Origin of the sequence: Microbacterium gorillae, from assembly GCF_000826185.2 — a bacterium.
Classification (GTDB): domain Bacteria; phylum Actinomycetota; class Actinomycetes; order Actinomycetales; family Microbacteriaceae; genus Microbacterium; species Microbacterium gorillae.
The window spans coordinates 221,479-237,752 of sequence record NZ_LN648875.1 but is presented as its reverse complement, the minus strand read 5'-3'; the positions used below and the strand labels follow the sequence as shown (position 1 = coordinate 237,752).

Annotated in this window: 13 protein-coding genes and 2 tRNA genes; 8 read left to right on the top strand and 7 right to left on the bottom strand. The window is 68.3% G+C overall.

Annotated elements, in window-relative coordinates; genetic code table 11:
* Positions 1-23 precede the first annotated feature (23 nt).
* Together BN1193_RS10625 and BN1193_RS10620 are read left to right on the top strand one after the other, a co-directional pair.
* Positions 24-95, top strand: a tRNA-Thr gene (locus tag BN1193_RS10625).
* Positions 96-118: 23 nt separating this feature from the next.
* Positions 119-192: transfer RNA gene (locus BN1193_RS10620), tRNA-Met, on the top strand.
* A 133-nt stretch (positions 193-325) separates the two neighbouring features.
* Here the strand turns inward: BN1193_RS10620 and BN1193_RS10615 are convergent.
* Positions 326-1,951: a serine hydrolase domain-containing protein gene (locus BN1193_RS10615; RefSeq protein ID WP_052460652.1), complete on the bottom strand. Its 1,626-nt coding sequence runs from the start codon at positions 1,949-1,951 to the stop codon at positions 326-328.
* 178 nt (positions 1,952-2,129) lie between these two features.
* On the opposite strand from BN1193_RS10615, the gene BN1193_RS10610 reads away from it, so the two are divergent.
* A complete protein-coding gene (locus BN1193_RS10610; protein WP_052460651.1) occupies positions 2,130-4,547 on the top strand; it encodes a glycoside hydrolase family 2 protein in 2,418 nt (805 codons plus the stop codon).
* Complete coding sequence (locus BN1193_RS10605; RefSeq protein WP_230206485.1) at positions 4,544-5,923, top strand: glycoside-pentoside-hexuronide (GPH):cation symporter; 1,380 nt, start codon at positions 4,544-4,546, stop codon at positions 5,921-5,923. Before BN1193_RS10610 ends, BN1193_RS10605 begins: the two co-directional genes overlap by 4 nt.
* On the opposite strand, the gene BN1193_RS10600 is transcribed toward BN1193_RS10605, so the two are convergent.
* The 6 genes from BN1193_RS10600 to BN1193_RS10575 all read right to left on the bottom strand — a co-directional run bounded on the left by BN1193_RS10600 (position 5,920) and on the right by BN1193_RS10575 (position 13,135).
* Positions 5,920-7,806, bottom strand: a complete 1,887-nt coding sequence (locus tag BN1193_RS10600) for a glycoside hydrolase family 3 protein (protein WP_052460727.1) — start codon at positions 7,804-7,806, stop codon at positions 5,920-5,922. The two genes, BN1193_RS10605 and BN1193_RS10600, sit on opposite strands and share 4 nt — an antisense overlap.
* A gap of 5 nt (positions 7,807-7,811) precedes the next feature.
* Positions 7,812-8,705: a carbohydrate ABC transporter permease gene (locus tag BN1193_RS10595; RefSeq protein WP_052460650.1), complete on the bottom strand. Its 894-nt coding sequence runs from the start codon at positions 8,703-8,705 to the stop codon at positions 7,812-7,814.
* On the bottom strand, positions 8,702-9,637 hold the full coding sequence (locus tag BN1193_RS10590; RefSeq protein WP_040166282.1) for a carbohydrate ABC transporter permease: 936 nt from the start codon (positions 9,635-9,637) through the stop codon (positions 8,702-8,704). The genes BN1193_RS10595 and BN1193_RS10590 overlap by 4 nt, the downstream gene beginning before the upstream one ends.
* On the bottom strand, positions 9,638-10,909 hold the full coding sequence (locus BN1193_RS10585; RefSeq protein WP_052460649.1) for an extracellular solute-binding protein: 1,272 nt from the start codon (positions 10,907-10,909) through the stop codon (positions 9,638-9,640). It lies immediately after the preceding gene.
* A 126-nt stretch (positions 10,910-11,035) separates the two neighbouring features.
* Positions 11,036-12,109: a LacI family DNA-binding transcriptional regulator gene (locus BN1193_RS10580; protein WP_195907846.1), complete on the bottom strand. Its 1,074-nt coding sequence runs from the start codon at positions 12,107-12,109 to the stop codon at positions 11,036-11,038.
* A 126-nt stretch (positions 12,110-12,235) separates the two neighbouring features.
* Positions 12,236-13,135 carry a GNAT family N-acetyltransferase gene (locus BN1193_RS10575; RefSeq protein WP_052460647.1) on the bottom strand — a complete coding sequence of 300 codons (900 nt, stop codon included), beginning with the start codon at positions 13,133-13,135 and terminating at the stop codon, positions 12,236-12,238.
* 54 nt (positions 13,136-13,189) lie between these two features.
* Between BN1193_RS10575 and BN1193_RS10570 the strand changes: the two genes are divergently transcribed.
* From BN1193_RS10570 to BN1193_RS10555, 4 genes are all read left to right on the top strand, one after another.
* On the top strand, positions 13,190-13,990 hold the full coding sequence (locus tag BN1193_RS10570) for a sulfite exporter TauE/SafE family protein (protein ID WP_040166279.1): 801 nt from the start codon (positions 13,190-13,192) through the stop codon (positions 13,988-13,990).
* A 186-nt stretch (positions 13,991-14,176) separates the two neighbouring features.
* Complete coding sequence (locus tag BN1193_RS10565) at positions 14,177-14,626, top strand: MaoC family dehydratase N-terminal domain-containing protein (RefSeq protein WP_040166277.1); 450 nt, start codon at positions 14,177-14,179, stop codon at positions 14,624-14,626.
* Positions 14,623-15,027: a MaoC/PaaZ C-terminal domain-containing protein gene (locus tag BN1193_RS10560; RefSeq protein WP_040166275.1), complete on the top strand. Its 405-nt coding sequence runs from the start codon at positions 14,623-14,625 to the stop codon at positions 15,025-15,027. The genes BN1193_RS10565 and BN1193_RS10560 overlap by 4 nt, the downstream gene beginning before the upstream one ends.
* A 1-nt stretch (position 15,028) precedes the next feature.
* Positions 15,029-16,165 carry a UDP-N-acetylmuramate dehydrogenase gene (locus BN1193_RS10555; protein ID WP_040166272.1) on the top strand — a complete coding sequence of 379 codons (1,137 nt, stop codon included), beginning with the start codon at positions 15,029-15,031 and terminating at the stop codon, positions 16,163-16,165.
* Positions 16,166-16,274 lie beyond the last annotated feature (109 nt).

The following is a 16,274-nucleotide window of genomic DNA, read 5'->3' as shown; positions in this document are numbered from 1 at the left end:
CTAGTTGCCTCCGCGGAGACAGCGCCCCGATAGCTCAGTGGCAGAGCACTTCCATGGTAAGGAAGGGGTCGTCAGTTCAATCCTGACTCGGGGCTCGAAACATCGCGAGATGTCTCGTGGCAGGGTAGCTCAGTTGGTGAGAGCGCACGACTCATAATCGTGAGGTCGCGGGTTCAAGCCCCGCTCCTGCTACTCAAAACCCCCGGCTCCACCCGGGGGTTTTGTCATTCGCGGCGGTGGGTCGGCCGGTGCTCGAGGTGCTGCACGGCGTGGAACTCGAGCGCACGATCGGCGGTTCGCCCTGGGCGGTCGGTTGTCCGCGACGCTAGACGCGGTAGCCTTCGAGCCCCCGGCCGACCAGGGTCGGTTCGCGCCAGACGAACGTGAACGTCGCCGCAGCAGGGTCGAGTTCGAGGTACCCGACATGCGGTCCCTCGATCATGCGTACCTCGAACTCCGCGGTTCCGGCGGAGGCCCAGCCGCCGCGGACGACGATCGGAAGCGCGGGCTCGCCCGGGAGGTCGGTCCGGATCCATCGTTCGGAGCCGGCGGGTACCAGGACCTCGTTCTCGTCGAGAACCCACACCAACGTGTCTCCCTGCAGGCGCACGGCCTCCAGCTCGGGGAGGTCCGTTCCGCCCAGGCCGCCGAACCGCACAGCGGGGTGCGGGCCATCAGGGCGTGCGCGATGGAACAGCACCTCCGAGACGTCGCGAGTGGATGCGGGGGAGAGCGGCTCTGCCTTCGTGCGGGCGGCAGCGTACGCGGCGAGCGCCGTCTCTGTGAGTCGCTCCGCCTGCGGGACCAGTTCAGCCCAGCCCGCGGGGGCGTCGTCGCCGTGCACGGCGACGACGGCGGCGGCAACGGTTGCGGCGGCGGCGCGGGAGGCCATCCGAGCGACGGACGTGAGCCCCGCGACGGGTGCGGGAATGGCGAGCTGGAGCGGCGAGTGGTGGGCGACCGAAGGCTCCGTGGCTGAGGGAGATCCTGCGTCCAGCGTCGGCAGCAGAACGTCCCACACGGCGTCCAGCACGGGCTGGCCGAAGACCGTCGATGCGGTCACCGCGAGCACGGCATTGTGGTGGGGAAGCACGATGCAGAGCTGGCTGTAGGCACCGCCGGCGTGATACCCGTGGTCGCCGATCCAGAATTGGTAGCCGTAGCCGAGCCCGCTGTCCTGCTCGACGGGTTGCCCTGGTGGGAAGCGGTGGGCGCTGTCGTTCGGCATCCGCACCGTCGTCGCATGCCTGAGCCAACCGGCCGGGATGAGCTGCACGCCCTCCCATGCGCCGCCTTGCAGGAGGAGCTGGCCGAAAGCGGCGATCGACTCGGTGGTGAGGTAGAGCCCGGTGAACCCGAGGTTGCCGGCCTCGCCGGCCCACTTCGCTTCCGTGATCCCGAGAGGATCCAGCAGGCGTGGCCTCAGGTACTCCAGCAGGCTCACCCCGCTGACCTTCTCGACGATCTTGGCGACCGCGAACGTCGCCAGCTGGTCGTAGGTGAAGTACTCGCCGGGAGCGCGCTCCGGTGCGTATGACGACAGGAGCGCGGAGAAGGTCTCGGTGGTCGGGGGGAGTGCGGGGGCGCTGGGATCCAGGACGGGGTCGGTCAGGTGGCCCACGGACATGCGCAATGCGTCAGCGATGGTCGCCGCGCCGTAATCGGCAGCCTCCGGCAGGTGCTCGCTCAGGAGGTCGGTCATCTGCAGGAGCCCTTCGCCTTCCGCGATGCCGGCGGCGACGGAGGTGAAGCTCTTGCTGAGCGAGTACAGCAGATGCGGTGTCTCGGCGTCGTACGGTGACCACCACCCTTCCGAGGCCACGATTCCGTCCTTCACGAGCATGAAGCTGTGGAGCTCGATTCCGGCGTCCGCGATCGTGGAGAGGAAAAGGTCGACACCCGCGAGGTCGACCCCGTGGTTCCCGTCATGTGGTCGAGGCAGCTGGCTCATGCCTGGATAGTAGCGACGCAATGTATGCGCATACAACCCTCCATTTCCGCGCACTGCGATGTTGCCGTGCGCGATGGTTTATGCGCATACACTGGGCGCACACGATGAGGGAGAGGCCGATGAAGGTCCGGACGATGATCGAGCTCCACGCAGGCCCCGGAACTCGCCGAGGCGGTCGATGATGCACTACCCGCTCAACGATGGATGGCGGTTCGCCGAGGAGTGGAGCGCCGACCTTTCTGATCCTCGGGCGGTGCTGGGCGCCGGCACCCCCGGCCTGGAGGACGTGCGCTTGCCGCACACGGTCCGCGAGCTCCCGGTGGACAGCTTCTCCGAGCGCGCGTACGAGTGCCTGACGGGGTACGTCCGGGTGCTCTCCGTCCCGGCGCAATGGCAGGGGAAATCGGTACGGATCACGTTCGAGGGGTTGGCCCACCACGCCACCTTCTTCGTCAACGGTGCAGAGGTCGGACAGCACAAGTGCGGCTACACCGCCGTCACGATCGATCTCACTGCTCACCTCGCCTTCGGCAGCCAGAACACGATCGCGGTGCGCCTGGACTCGCGCTCGACGCTTGACCAGCCTCCGTTCGGCGGGGCGGTGGACTACATGACGTTCGGAGGGATCTACCGCGGTGTGCACGTCGCGGTCACCGAGGTGCAGCATCTGTCGGAGGTGGCGATCGCGGCAGATGGCGACGGCCGCCTCGCGGCCCGTGTCGAGGTCGCCGGAGCGGGCGGAGAGGAGCTCGAGCTGATCGCCACCCTTCGCGATGCGGAAGGCGACGTCCTCGCACAGGTCCGTCTGCCCGTCGCCGGAGCGGTGACCGACCTCGCCCTCACCGCACCGGAGGTCACGCGATGGCATCCGGCGAGCCCAGCCCTCTACGACCTGGTGGTCTCGCTCGTTCGCAGCGAGGAGGTCATCGATGAGGCCCGCGAGCGAGTCGGCTTCCGCACGATCGAGTTCGGTGCCGACGGCCTGCGCATCAACGGCGAACGGGTCGAGCTGGTCGGGCTCAATCGGCATCAGTCGTGGCCGTACCTGGGCTACGCCGTGCCCGCGCGGGCGCAGCGGCTTGACGCCGATATCCTGCGCAACGAACTCGGGTGCACGGTCGTTCGGACCAGCCACTACCCGCAGTCGCATGACTTCATCAGCCGGTGCGATGAGCTTGGTCTCCTCGTGATCACCGAGATCCCCGGGTGGCAGTACCTCGGGGGCGAGGCTTGGAAGAGACAGGCCGTCCAGAACACCGAAGACATGGTGCGGCAATGGCGCAATCACCCGAGCATCATCGCGTGGGGCGTCCGGGTCAATGAGAGCCCCGATGACGACGAGCTGTACGCCGCCACGAACGCCGCCGCTCGCCGGCTGGACCCGACGCGTCCGACGACGGGCGTGCGCAACTCCAGGCAATCCTCCTTCCTGGAGGACGTCTACGCCTACAACGACTTCGTCCACACCGGGACGAATCCGGGCTGTGAGCCGCCGGCAGCGGTGACCCCCGACACCACCCGTCCCTATCTGATCTCCGAGCACACCGGTCACGTGTTCCCGACGAAGACGTTCGACTCGGAGGGCCACCGCATCGATCATGCGATGCGCCATGCGCGCGTTGTCTCCGATGCCGTCGCCACTCGCGGGATCGCCGGTGTGCTGGGATGGGCGATGTTCGACTACAACACGCAGCGTGATTTCGGCTCGGGGGACCGGGTCTGCCACCACGGGGTGCTCGACATGTTCCGCAATCCGAAGATCGCCGCGGCGCTGTACCGGTCCCAGGGCTCGCCTGAGCAGGTCGGAGTGGTTCTCGAACCGGCCTCAGCGATGGAGTTCGGCGACCGGCCGGCGGGATCGGCGCGCGATGTGACGGTGTTCACCAATGCGGACGAGGTGCATCTGTACCGCGACGACGATCTCGTGAAGGTGTTCACCCCGTCCCTGGACTACCCGGGTCTCGCTCACCCTCCCGTCGTCATCGACGATCTGATCGGCGACAGGATCGCCCGGCACGAGGATCTCTCTCCGGCGGTGGCGGAGACGGTGAAGCGGGTGCTTCTGGACGTCGCCCGTTTCGGAGTCGAGAGCCTCCCCGAGCCGTCCGCCGTCGCACTCGAGCGCCTTCTGGCCTCCGGCGAATTCACGATCCAGCAGGGGATGGCGCTGTTCGATCGCTATCTGGGATCGTGGGGTGGTCGTGCATCGCGGTGGAGGTTCGACGGCCTCATCGACGGGACCGTCGTCGCACGCGTGGTTCGAGCGCCTGCGGAACGGGTCAGTCTCCGTGTCAGCACCGACACCACCACGCTCCGGGACGGGGACACCTGGGACATCGCCACCATCCGCGTCCAACTCGTCGACGAGCACGGCAACCTGCAGCGGTATGCGCGGCGCAGTGTGCAGTTCCAGGTGGCGGGCGCCGCCTCCCTCGTCGGCCCGTCCCACCTCGCGCTCGCCGGCGGTGCCGCCGGCGCCTACGTTCGCACGATCGGCCGAGCCGGCGAGGCTGCGCTCACGGTCTCGGCGGATGGCGCGGCACCGGTCACGATCGAGTTCAGCATCACGCGGGAACCCGCCCCCTCATGGCGGTGACGGCGAACCGCGTCGGCTTCGGAATCGGCGCGGTCGGCAAGGACCTGGTGTACGCCCTGGTGACGGGGTTCATCCTCTACTACTACAACAGCGTCCTCGGTGTCTCCGGAACCTTCCTGGGCATCATCATGATGGTCGCCCGAGTGTTCGACGCCGTCGATGACCCCGTGATGGGGGTGCTCGTCGCGAAGACGCGCACCCGGTGGGGGCGGTTCCGCCCCTGGATCCTGGTCGGTACCGTGGCCAACGCCGCGATGATCGTCGCACTGTTCGCCGTGCCCCCGTCCGTGGAGGGGGTGGGGCTGCTGGTCTGGGTGTCGGTGTTCTACATGCTGTGGGGTGCGACCTACACGATGATGGACATCCCCTTCTGGTCGCTGATTCCTGCGATCACCCAGGCGGGATCGGCGCGCGAGAAGCTCGTCGTCGTCGGGCGCGTGGGTGCCGCTCTCGGTGGTTTCCTTCCCGCTGCGCTGACGATGCTGCTGGTCAGCAGAATCGGCAATGGATCGAGGGAGGGCTTCATGGCGGTCGCCATCGGAGCCGCTGTGATCTTCGTCCTGGCACAGCTCGTGACGGTGGGGCTGGTTCGCGATGCCTCGGAGCGGACCGACTCCGTCCCGGAGAAATCGCCGACCATGCGGGAGATGCTTTCGGCACTGTGGCGCAACGATCAGGCGCTCGTCGTCGTCGTCGCCATCGTGATCTCCAGCATCGCGATGTATCTGACGGGCCAGCTCGCGGTGTACTTCTTCCAGTTCGACATCGGCGATTCCGACGTGCTCACGATCTTCGCCGTCGTCGGACTGACGGCACAGGTCGCCGCGATGCTTGCGTACCCCGCGCTTCGGCGCAGGATGTCCACGCGCTCCATCCTCATCAGCGGGCTCGGCGCGATGGCCGGAGGATACGTCACCCTTTTCGTACTGGCATCAGCCGGGCTGCACGAGTCCGCGCTGCTGGCCCTCGGCGCCGCGGTGCTGTACGTGGGGTCGGGGCTGCTGTCCATTCTCACCACGGTCTTCCTTGCGGACACGGTCGACTATGGAGAGTGGAAGACCGGGCGGCGTGACGAGTCGGTGATCTTCTCGTTGCAGACGTTCGTCGCCAAGCTCGGCTCGGCCATCGCGGTGTTGATCGCCGGGATCGGGCTGGATGTGATCGGGCTCGACGCCGAGGCGAGCGCGCAGAGCGCGGGCACACTCGTCGGGCTGCGAGTCCTGATGTTCCTCGTGCCGATCGCTTTCCTCGTCGCCACGGCGGTCGTGTTCTTGCGCCGCTACCGACTCGATCAGGCGCGTCTGGTGCGGATCGGTGAGGAGCTGCGTGCGCGTGCAGCGGCATCCACGGGGGATTCTGCGAACGCGCCCCGTTAGCGAGCGCGATCTCCGTCGCGCCCGAAGTTCTGCAGGCCCTCGCCTGCGTGGAACAGCGGGTGTGCGACGCCGGGTGCGTCGGGGGCGGAGCGGCGGACCGACTCCATGTCGCGCGGGATGTCGATCGGGAGCCGACCGCGAGGGACCTCCGCACCGGTCAGCGCGGCGACGAGCGCATTGTCGGAGACCCCGAAGCACACGACGATCGCCGCGGCCATTCCGACGAACGGGGTGAGGATCCCTGGTCGGTCCAGGTCGACGACGATGATCATCGGGCAGTGCTGCGCGATCCGTTCCAGGCGGACGACCAATCCCGGCCGGAATTCCAGCGATCCCTGGTGGAAACCGCGTTCGAGCAGCAGATCGTCGCGCGGCTCCCAGGGGGCCGGCACGCGGACGATCGCGAGGTCGGCGTCCGCGGGGTGGGAGGCCATCGTCCACGCCGGGCCGAACTCGGCAGGATCGACACCGTCAAGGAAGAGCCGGGTGCCTTCTCGCAGCGGCAGCGTCTGGCCCGAGTTGGTCAGGACCGTCACGGACTGGGCTTGAGCGCGGCGGCCTGCGGCGCGATGCTCACCACTGCCGAGGGTCCGCTCGGCGGCGTCCTCATCCACGAACGGATCGTCGAAAAGGCCGAGCTGGAACTTCATCAGGAGGATGCGTCGGACGGAGGCGTCGAGACGGGCCTCGGTCACGAGTCCCGTCTCGAGGGCCTCGTGAAGCACCTCCACGCACTCCTCGCCGCCGAACTGATCCACGCCGGCATCGATGAGCTTCGCGATGCGTTGGACGGGCGTGAGATGCTCGACGCCCCAGGCGCGGGCGGGCAGGACGCGGTCACCGACGTGGTTGTCGGTGATGAGCTCCCAGTCGCTCAGGATGACGCCGTCGTAGCCCAGTTCTTCGCGGAGGAGTCCGGTGAGGATCTGGCGGTTGTAGGCGAACCCGACCTCCTCGACCTCCTCGCCGTGGCGGATGAGGCCGACGGGCATGCCGTAGTAGGGCATGATCGCGGCGGTCCCTGCGTCGATGGCATCGATGAAGGGCCGCAGGTGCTCGTCGAAGCGGCCGCCCGGGTAGACCTGCTCCCGGCCGTAGGGGAAGTGCGGGTCCTCGCCGTCGAGCTGGGGGCCTCCGCCGGGGAAGTGCTTGGTGGTCGCGGCGACGCTCGTTGTCGACAGCTGATCGCCCTGCAGCCCCTGCACATAGGCGCGGGTGAACGCGGCCACCTGAGTCGTATCGAAGCCGAACGTCTGGAGTTGCCGCCCCCAGCGCGGTTCCGTGGGCAGATCGACCTGTGGGTGGAGGGCGAGTCTGATGCCGACGGCACGGTACTCCGCACGGACGATCTCGCTGAACCGGCGCACCCGCTCGGTGTCATTCAGAGCAGCCAGGCCCAGCATGTCCGGCCACTGCGAGAACGGACCGCTCGTGAAGGCGACCCCGGTGTTCTCCGTGAACGAATGCCGCGGATCGGTGCTGATCGTGACGGGAATCCCGTGCGGCGTCCGCTCCGCGAGCGACTGGAGGTTGTTGTTCCACCGGGCGCCGGCTCGGGCGCTGGGGATCCCGTGGATGTTGAACGCCGAGATCTGCTTGTCGATCACGACGCGTCGGGTGGAGGACTTCGCGAACACTCCGGAGTCCTCCAGGAGCTCGCCGTCCGGCCCCATCTCGATGACCGTCTGGAACATCAGCCCGACCTTCTCCGTCAGCGACAGCCGCGCCAACAGATCTTCCGTGCGCGCTTCGGCGTCGAGTCGGGGGTCCTCGTAGGGGTCGAGGACGCCGTTGCCGTTGAGGTCCCGGAACCAGGTGCCGTCGGCGGCGACCTGGAATCGGGGCCCGGAAGCGGCGTCCGGCGCCCCGGCGGGGTCATGCATGCGCGTCATTTCAGTCCTGTCGTGGCGATGCCCTGGATGAACCAGCGCTGGAGAAGTGCGAACAGCAGCAGGATCGGAGCGATCACCAGGACGGCGCCCGCGAGCAGGAGGCCGTAGTTGGTGGAGTGCTGTCCCGTCGAGTAGAGCGAGAGCGCGATCGGCAGCGTGTAGAGGTCGGCCGACTGCGAGACGACCAGCGGCCACAGGAAGTTGTTCCAGGAGGCCAGGAACGTCAGGATCGCGAGCGTTGCGAGTGCCGGTCCGCACAGCGGAAGAATCACGCGCGCGAACAGTCGGAACTCTCCGGCGCCGTCGATGCGGGCGGCCTCCAGCAACTCGTCCGGGATGCCCGAGATGAACTGACGCATGAGGAACACGCCCACCGGGCCGGTGAGGAACGGCAGGATGAGGGCGGCGTAGGTGTCCAGCAGACCCAGCTTTGCCGTCTGAACGAACAGCGGAACGAAGGTCACGACGCCCGGCACCATCAGCGTCAACATCACCAACGCGAACAGCAGCCGCTTGCCGGGAAACGACATCTTCGCCAGCGCATAGCCCACCATCGAACAGAACACGAGGTTGCCGACGACGGTGAGGACCGCCACGATGAGGCTGTTCCAGAAGAAGCGGCCGAAATCGAGGTCGGCGAACCACGTGACGTAGTTCGCCGTCGTGGGGTCGTGCGGGAGGAAGGTCGGCGGTCGCTGCAGGATCTCCTGCTGTGACTTCAGTGACCCGAACGCCATCTGGGCGAACGGAACCAGCCACACCGCAAGTCCGACCGTGAGGACGAGCATCACGAGGCGAGGGCCGCGGCGCGCGCGTCGGCGTCGCCGGGCCGGTTCGGACTCGGGCGCGGGCGAGGGGTCGAACGTCGTGGAGGAGGTCATCGATGTCATTCCTTCGTGCGCAGCAGCCGGAACTGCACCAGGCTGAGGAGAGCGACGAGCAGGAAGAGGATGTAGCTGGCGGCTGATGCTCGTCCGTACTGCCCGACGCCGAACTGCTGGTAGGTGAAGAACGCGACCGACAGGGTCCGGTCCAGAGGGCCGCCGCCGGTCATCACGAACGCCTCCTCGAAGAACTGCAGGTAACCGACCGAGATGAGCACGGCGCCCAGGAGGATGGTCGGGCGCAGCATCGGGAGCGTGATCGACAGGAACCGGCGCCACGCGCCCGCACCGTCGACGGTGGCAGCTTCGAGCAGATCTTTCGGGATGCACTGCAGGCCGGCGAGGAAGATCACCATGAGCGTGCCGACGTTGCGCCAGACAGCCAGCATGATCAGTGAGGGCAGGGCCCAGACCGGGTCGTTGAGCCAGTTCACCGCGGGCAGACCCACAAGTTCGAGCGCCGAGTTCAGCAGCCCGTCCGGCTGGAGGATGTAATTCCATGCGACGGACACGGCCACGATGCTCGTCACCGCGGGCGCGTAGTAGCCCACGCGCAGGACCGTGACGATCTTCCCCCCGCCCGTGTTCAATCCGACGGCCAGTGCCAGGGCGAGGGCGATCGTGACGGGGATTCCGATCACGACGAACAGCCCGGTGACCGTCAGAGCCGTCAGGAACTGCGGGTCCGTCAACAGGGACGCGTACTGATCGAGCCCGACGAAACCGACGGCCCACGGGGTTTGGAGATCACGGGAGGTGATGTCGGTGAACGACATCGCGAACGAGCCGCCGATCGGGAACAGCATGAAGGCGGCGAAGATGAGCGCGAACGGGAGACAGAAGACCCACGCGGTGAGCGCCTGATGGCGCCGTGCACCACGTGCCCTTCCGGGCGCCGTGCCCCACAGGGCACGGCGCCCGGGACGAGCCATCGTCATCTAGCCGAGCCCGATCTGCGCAGCCTGCTGCTGCAGGCGGCGCAGCGCATCTGGAATCGTCGCCGTGCCCTTGCGGATCTGCTCCAGCGTGCTGTCGCCGATTGCGAACACCTGCTCAAGCGTCGGCGGCGTGGGTACGGCGACAGCCGTCTTGAGCGCCTCACCGACGACCGTGATGCGGTCGTTGTCAGCCAGGGCAGGAAGCTTCCAGGCTGCCGGACCCGGGGGAAGGTCGCCGGTGGCCTCGAAGAAGCGCGCCTGGATCTCCGGTTCCCCCAGCCACTGGATCAGCTTCCACGCCGCCGTCGGGTTCTCCGCCTTCTTGAAGACACCGAGGTGGGAACCGCCGACGACGGAGACCTGCGTCTTGCCGTAGGGGAGCGGGGCGAGGGCGTACTTGCTGTCGAACTCCTTGCCCGCGATCTGAGTGATCGCGCCCTGACCCGCCGGCGTTGCGACGAACATCGGTGTGTTTCCCGAGACGAAGTCGGCCGGCATCTGCGCGGGAGCGGGGTCGGAGTCCGGGTCGACGAGCCCCTTGTCGAACCAGCTCTTGTAGAACTCCATGGAGCTGCGCCATGCGTCGCCCTCGAAGGTCCAGTTGTGGCCGTCTTCCAACTCCGCTCCGCCGGTGAAAGGGATCCAGAGGTTTCCGAGGAAGGAGCTGGGGCCGGTGTACAGGCGCATGCCCCACGTGGCGCCCGCCTTGTCCTGGTAGGCCTTCGCGAGCTCTTGGGCCTCGTCCCACGTCTTCGGCGGGGCGTCCCAACCGGCGATCTTGGCGAGATCGGTGCGGTAGTACAGCATCGGGACATCCGCGTACCAGGGGACCGCGGCCCACCGGTCATCGACCGTGGTGCTGTCGATGCTTCCCCGGTAGAAGGCGTCCGGATCGAAGATGTCCGGAACGGTCGCCAGGGCCGGTGCGAACTCCGACATCCAGCTCGAGCCGATCATCGAGATGTCCGGCGTCGCTCCGCCCGCGATCGCGGTTTGGATCTTGGAGTGCCCGGCCGTCCACGGGACAGCCGTCACCTTCACGGTGACATCGGGGTTGAGCTTCTCGAACTCCGCGATGAACGGCTTCAGCGCATCCGCCTCAGATCCCATCGTCCACATCGTGACCGTGCCCGTGGCCGGCCCGTCTCCGACTGTGGCGGCCGGAGAACTGGCGTGCTCTTCTCCGTCCGCGGCGCGGCCGCATCCTGTCACCATGATCGCCGCTGCGATGATCGCTGCGCCGGCAGCGAGTGTGCGCGCTTTGTGCCTCACGACTCCTCCTCGAGATCGACTGTTACGCGCGGGCCTCGGGGGACGAGACGTGTTATGCGCATAACTCTATGCGCATAACGTAGCGATGACACTCCCGCGGCGCAAGACCCGTTCAGTGAATCGGGTTCAGCAGCCGCAGCTGGCGCGCGTGACGAGCGAGACGCCCAGGGTCACGGTGAGGGAAGCGGGTTCGTCCATGGTGAGCAGATGTGCCGCGACGCGCCCCATCAGTTCGAACTGCTGACGGACGGTCGTCAGTGGGGGAGAGGACAACTGCGCTGCCAGCACGTCATCGAACCCCGTCACCCTGACGTCCTCCGGCACACGCAGGCCCTGGGACTGGAGGATTCGGATCACCACGAGTGCCGTCTGATCGCTTCCGCAGACGATCGCGTCCGGCACGGTGCCGGCTTGCACTGCTTCGCGGACGCCGGGGAGTGTCGCGTCGACGTCGAGACTGTGGTCGTCGAGGACTCGCATGTCGACGTCCGGGAGGGAGGCCACGGCCTCGCTGAACGACGCGAATCTCTCCGCGAAGTCATGCTGCCCGCCGGTCTCCCCGGCCCACCCCAGCGAGCGGGCGCCATGGATGGTCACGAGGTGTTCGACGAGGGCGCGCATCCCGCCGCGATTGTCGGAGTTCACCTGCGCGCAGCGAGGATCGGGCGCGCTGCTGAAGAGGACGACGGGACGTCCACCCATGCTCTGCAGGATGTCATCCGTGCTCGCCCGTCCCGGAAAGACAGCCAGTCCGTCCACACGCCCCGCGGTGCTCGCCACCTCGGACTGATCCGTGCTGCTGTGGCTGAGGACGACGGGCCGGTCGCGATCGCGGCACTCGATGACGAACCCTCTCTGGATCTCATCCACGTACAGCGGATACACCTGCGGGTCGTGGTCAGCGAGATTGGCTTCCGGGAACCACTGCGGGGGTGCGTCGGCGTCATCCACGATCGACTGGAGGAACGCCGCATCCGAGGTCTTGCCGACGCCGTCCAGGGTGGGGAGCAGCAGGTGGAACAGGTGCAAGCCGAGGGCGCCGGTACTCCCGCCGGCGAGGGAGCGCGCCGATCCGCTGGGCACGTAGCCGAGTTCACGAGCCGCGCGGAGCACGGACTCACGAGTCTCCGGGCGGATGCGATCTGGACGTCGGAACGAATGCGAAACCGTGGCGATGGACACGCCGGCTCGGTCCGCCACGTCGTACACCGTAGGGCGTTTGCCTGGCATCGCCGCCCTTCCGTCGCAGTTCCTGCGCTTGTGCGAGGTGGTGCGAGTCTACTGCTGCGTTCGCGTACCGGCAGTCGGCGCCGCGATGGGCGCGGCTCAGCAGGCGATCGCGATGAGCTGGCGGGTGACGCGGTAGCCCAGGGAGTCGTAGAGCGCGCGGGCCCCGACGTTCGGGCCGAAGACGTTCAACCCGATCTGCATCGCGCCGCGGTGGTGGGACTCATCCGCAGCGGCCACCATGATCGCGCGCCCGTATCCGCGGCGCCGCTCGGACTCGTCCACCTCCACGGCGTAGACGAACGCCGCGGCGGCGTCGATGTCGACCCAGACCATTCCGACGACGGTGCCGGATTCGGGCTCGATCGCGGACCAGAGGTGCGCACCCGGGGTGTCGCGCCCGTCCGGGAGATACGTCTGCAGGGACTTCTCCGCCTCGGCGACGGCCTCCTCGGCGGAGACCGCGCCGGCCGCGACGAGTTCCGCGGCGTATGCATCGATATCCGCCGCACGCCAGCGCTCGTAAGCGTCGTCGTCCATCGGCGTGAGGGTCACCGCTCGGACGTCCGTCGCCGGTGCCGGCAGCGTCCGCAGCATGTTCGTCGCGCGCACCTCATCCTCCGGCCGTTGCAGAGCGAGAGCGAGGTCGTCGCCGGCGACGACCTCCAGGTCAACCGCTCGGCAGCCCTCCGCGGCACCGGCGTCTCGCAGCGCCGTGCGCCAGGCGGTGGCGTCGGCGGCCGCGTCCGGGATGAGTGCGATCACGCTCAGCACCCCGCGTGCGGTGTCCACTCTCGCCAGCACGGCGCCGAGCCCGGGAGCGGTGAGATACCTGGCCCCCGGGTCAGCGGTGAGGTGGTCGAGCTGGGTTCGGAAGCGCTCGCGCGTCGCCTCATCATCCGGACCGAGGTCGGCCCTCGCCTTCAGCGCCACGAGTCGATCGGCGATGGCGTCGCGTGCGGTGTCGTCCGGCAAGCTCGAACGCTGCAGTGTGCTCATCGGCCCAACCTACCGAGGTCGGGGGAGCCCGGCGCTGTCGATACGATCAGGGGGATGACTCCCGAACAGCTGCCGGCGCGATCGCCGAAGACGATCCTCGCGTACATCGGTATCGGCCTCGGCGCGGGCGTGCTGTCCGGGCTGTTCGGTGTCGGCGGGGGCACCGTGATCGTCCCGCTGCTGGTGATGCTGCTCGCGTTCAACCAGCGTTATGCCGCCGGGACCTCGCTCGCCGCGATCGTCCCCACCGCGACGGTGGGTGTCATCAGCTACGCGTTGGAGGGCGCGGTCGCCTGGATCCCCGCGCTGATCCTCGCTGCCGGAGCCGTGATCGGCGCGCAGATCGGCACGGCTCTGCTGCCGCGGATATCCCAGACGGCCCTGCGCTGGGGCTTCGTCGCGTTCATCGTCGTCGTGATCGTGACGCTCTTCCTCGTCGTTCCGTCGCGTGACGCGCACCTGGAGCTCACGTGGCTCACCGGGGCCGGTCTGGTCGGCCTCGGGCTCGTCACCGGAGTCCTCGCGGGACTGCTCGGTGTGGGCGGCGGTGTCGTCGTGGTGCCCGCGCTCATGCTGCTGTTCGGCACCAGCGACCTGGTCGCGAAGGGCACCTCGCTGCTGATGATGATCCCGACCGCCATCTCGGGCACGATCGGCAACCTCCGTCGCCAGAACGTCGACATCCTCGGCGGCATCATCATCGGCGTCGCCGCCTGCTGCACCACCGCCGTGGGCGCGTACTTCGCCGCGGCCCTGGACCCGGCCGTCGCCAACATCCTCTTCGCCTGCTTCCTCGCCTACGTCGCCGTGCAGATGGCGGTCAAGGCGATCCGCGGACGGCGAGCCGGTCAGTGATCAACGCGATGCCGACCGGGAACTGACGTGTTCGAACCGGTGGCGGATGCCGGCCTCGTGGCTGTGCCCACCTTCCGCGCCGAAGCCGATCTGAGCCTCGGGAAGTGGCCGGGTCGCGTCCGGTGCCGTGATTTGCACGGGAGCCCCGACCATCGGGCCGCCCAGCCGGCTCGGTAGGATGGTCCGGTGCCCGTGAATCCGGATCTCGTCGGCCGAGACTTCCCGCCGACCACCCCCTACCTCGTCGGACGCGAGAAGGTGCGCGAGTTCGCTCGTGCCACGTTCGCGACCGCGCCGCAGCACGTCGACCCCGAGGCCGCGCGCGCTCTCGGCTACGCCGACGTCGTCGCTCCGCCGACCTTCGCGATGGTCGTGCAGGACCTCACGCTCCAGCAGCTGCTCGCGCTGGAGGATTCCGGTATCGAGCTGCACCGCCTGGTGCACGCCGAGCAGCGCTTCACCTACACGCGCCCGATCGTGGCCGGGGACGAGCTGACCGCCCAGCTGGCGATCACGAACCTGCGCACGCTCGGCGGCAACACGATGGTCACCAGCGAGGCGACGATCACCGACGCGGACGGCGCGCACGTCGTCACCGCGACGAGCGTCCTGCTGGTCGGAGGGGGAGCGGAATGAGCTTCGAGAAGGGCGACGTGGTCGCCGAGCGCACCGTTCACCTGACCCGGGAGAGTCTGGTCCGCTATGCCGGCGCATCGGGAGACTTCAACCCCATCCACTACCGCGATGACGTGGCGGCGGAGGTCGGTCTGCCCGGCGTGCTCGCGCACGGCATGCTCACGATGGGCATCGGCGTGAACACCGTTGCCGAGGCTCTCGGCGACACCGCCCGCATCCTGGAGTACGGTGTTCGCTTCACGCGACCGGTCATCGTCGACCCGGACGCCGGAGCGAACCTGTCCGTCGTGGCGACCGTCGCGGTCGTCGGCGACGAGACCGCTCGCATCGACCTCACCGTCAAGCACGACGAGACCACCGTGCTCGGCAAGGCGCAGCTCACCGTGCGCCTGGCGAGCTGACATGGCCGAGATCACCCCGGTCCCGCTCGCCGCGCTGACCACTCTCGGCACCGGTGGGACGCCCGCGCGCATGATCGATGCGAACACCACTGACGAGCTGATCACCGCCTTGCGCGAGGAGTGGTCCTACGGCGGGCGCTGTCTCGTGCTCGGCGGTGGCTCCAACCTCTTCGTCGGTGACGGGCCCCTCGATCTCACGGTCATCCGCGTGCTGACCCACGGCATCGAGCGTCTGCCGGACCCGCAGTCCGGCGTCGCGCGCGTCCGCGTCGCGGCCGGACACGGCTGGGACGACCTCGTCGCGTACACGGTCGGCGAGGGGCTCGCCGGCATCGAAGCGCTCTCCGGTATCCCCGGCACCGTCGGTGCCGCGCCGGTGCAGAACATCGGCGCGTACGGTCAGGAGATCGTCCAGACCCTCGTGAGCGTCCAGCTCATCGACGAGTCCACCATGGAGGTGCTGGAGGTGCCCGCCGCGGAGCTGAAGCTCGGCTTCCGCACCTCGGTCCTCAAGGCGCATGACGGCGGCGTGCCGATCCGTGAGGCCGTGATCCTGACCGTCACTCTCGACCTCGCGATCGTCGGCGACGCGGGCATCGCGATCGGCGGCGCTCAGCTGCGCAACGCGCTCGGGCTCGCGGACGGGGACACGGCGGCGCTCGCCGACATCCGTACGCGCATCCTGCAGGTGCGAGCCGGCAAGGGCATGGTTCTGGACCCCGCCGATCCGGACACGAACAGCGCGGGATCCTTCTTCCAGAACGCCGTGGTCTCCGAGACCGTCGCGCGTACGCTGCCGGAGGACTGCCCGCGCTGGCCGGTCGCCCCGGACAGCGGCACGGCGACGGTGATCCCGCTCACCGCGTTCGACGGTTCCGTGCCGTCACTGGACGCGCAGGTCCCGGACGTGAAGGTGAGTGCGGCGTGGCTCATCGAGCACGCGGGATTCGCCAAGGGCTTCCACCTGCCCGGCTCGCGCGCGAGCCTGTCCACCAAGCACACGCTCGCCCTGACGAACCGCGGCGGTGCGCGGGCGGAGGAGATCGCCGAGCTCGCTCGCTTCGTGCGCACCCGGGTGCTGCAGGAGTACGGACTCATGCTGCGGCCGGAGCCGGTGCTCGTCAGCGTCGAGATCTGATCGCGCTCACCCACATGATCGCGGTTCCGGCCGCGCCGGCCGAAGAACGGACGGCTGCGTAGTCGGCGGCGTGGATCTGCGAGTGACGCGTCCCGAGCGCGCGCCGTAG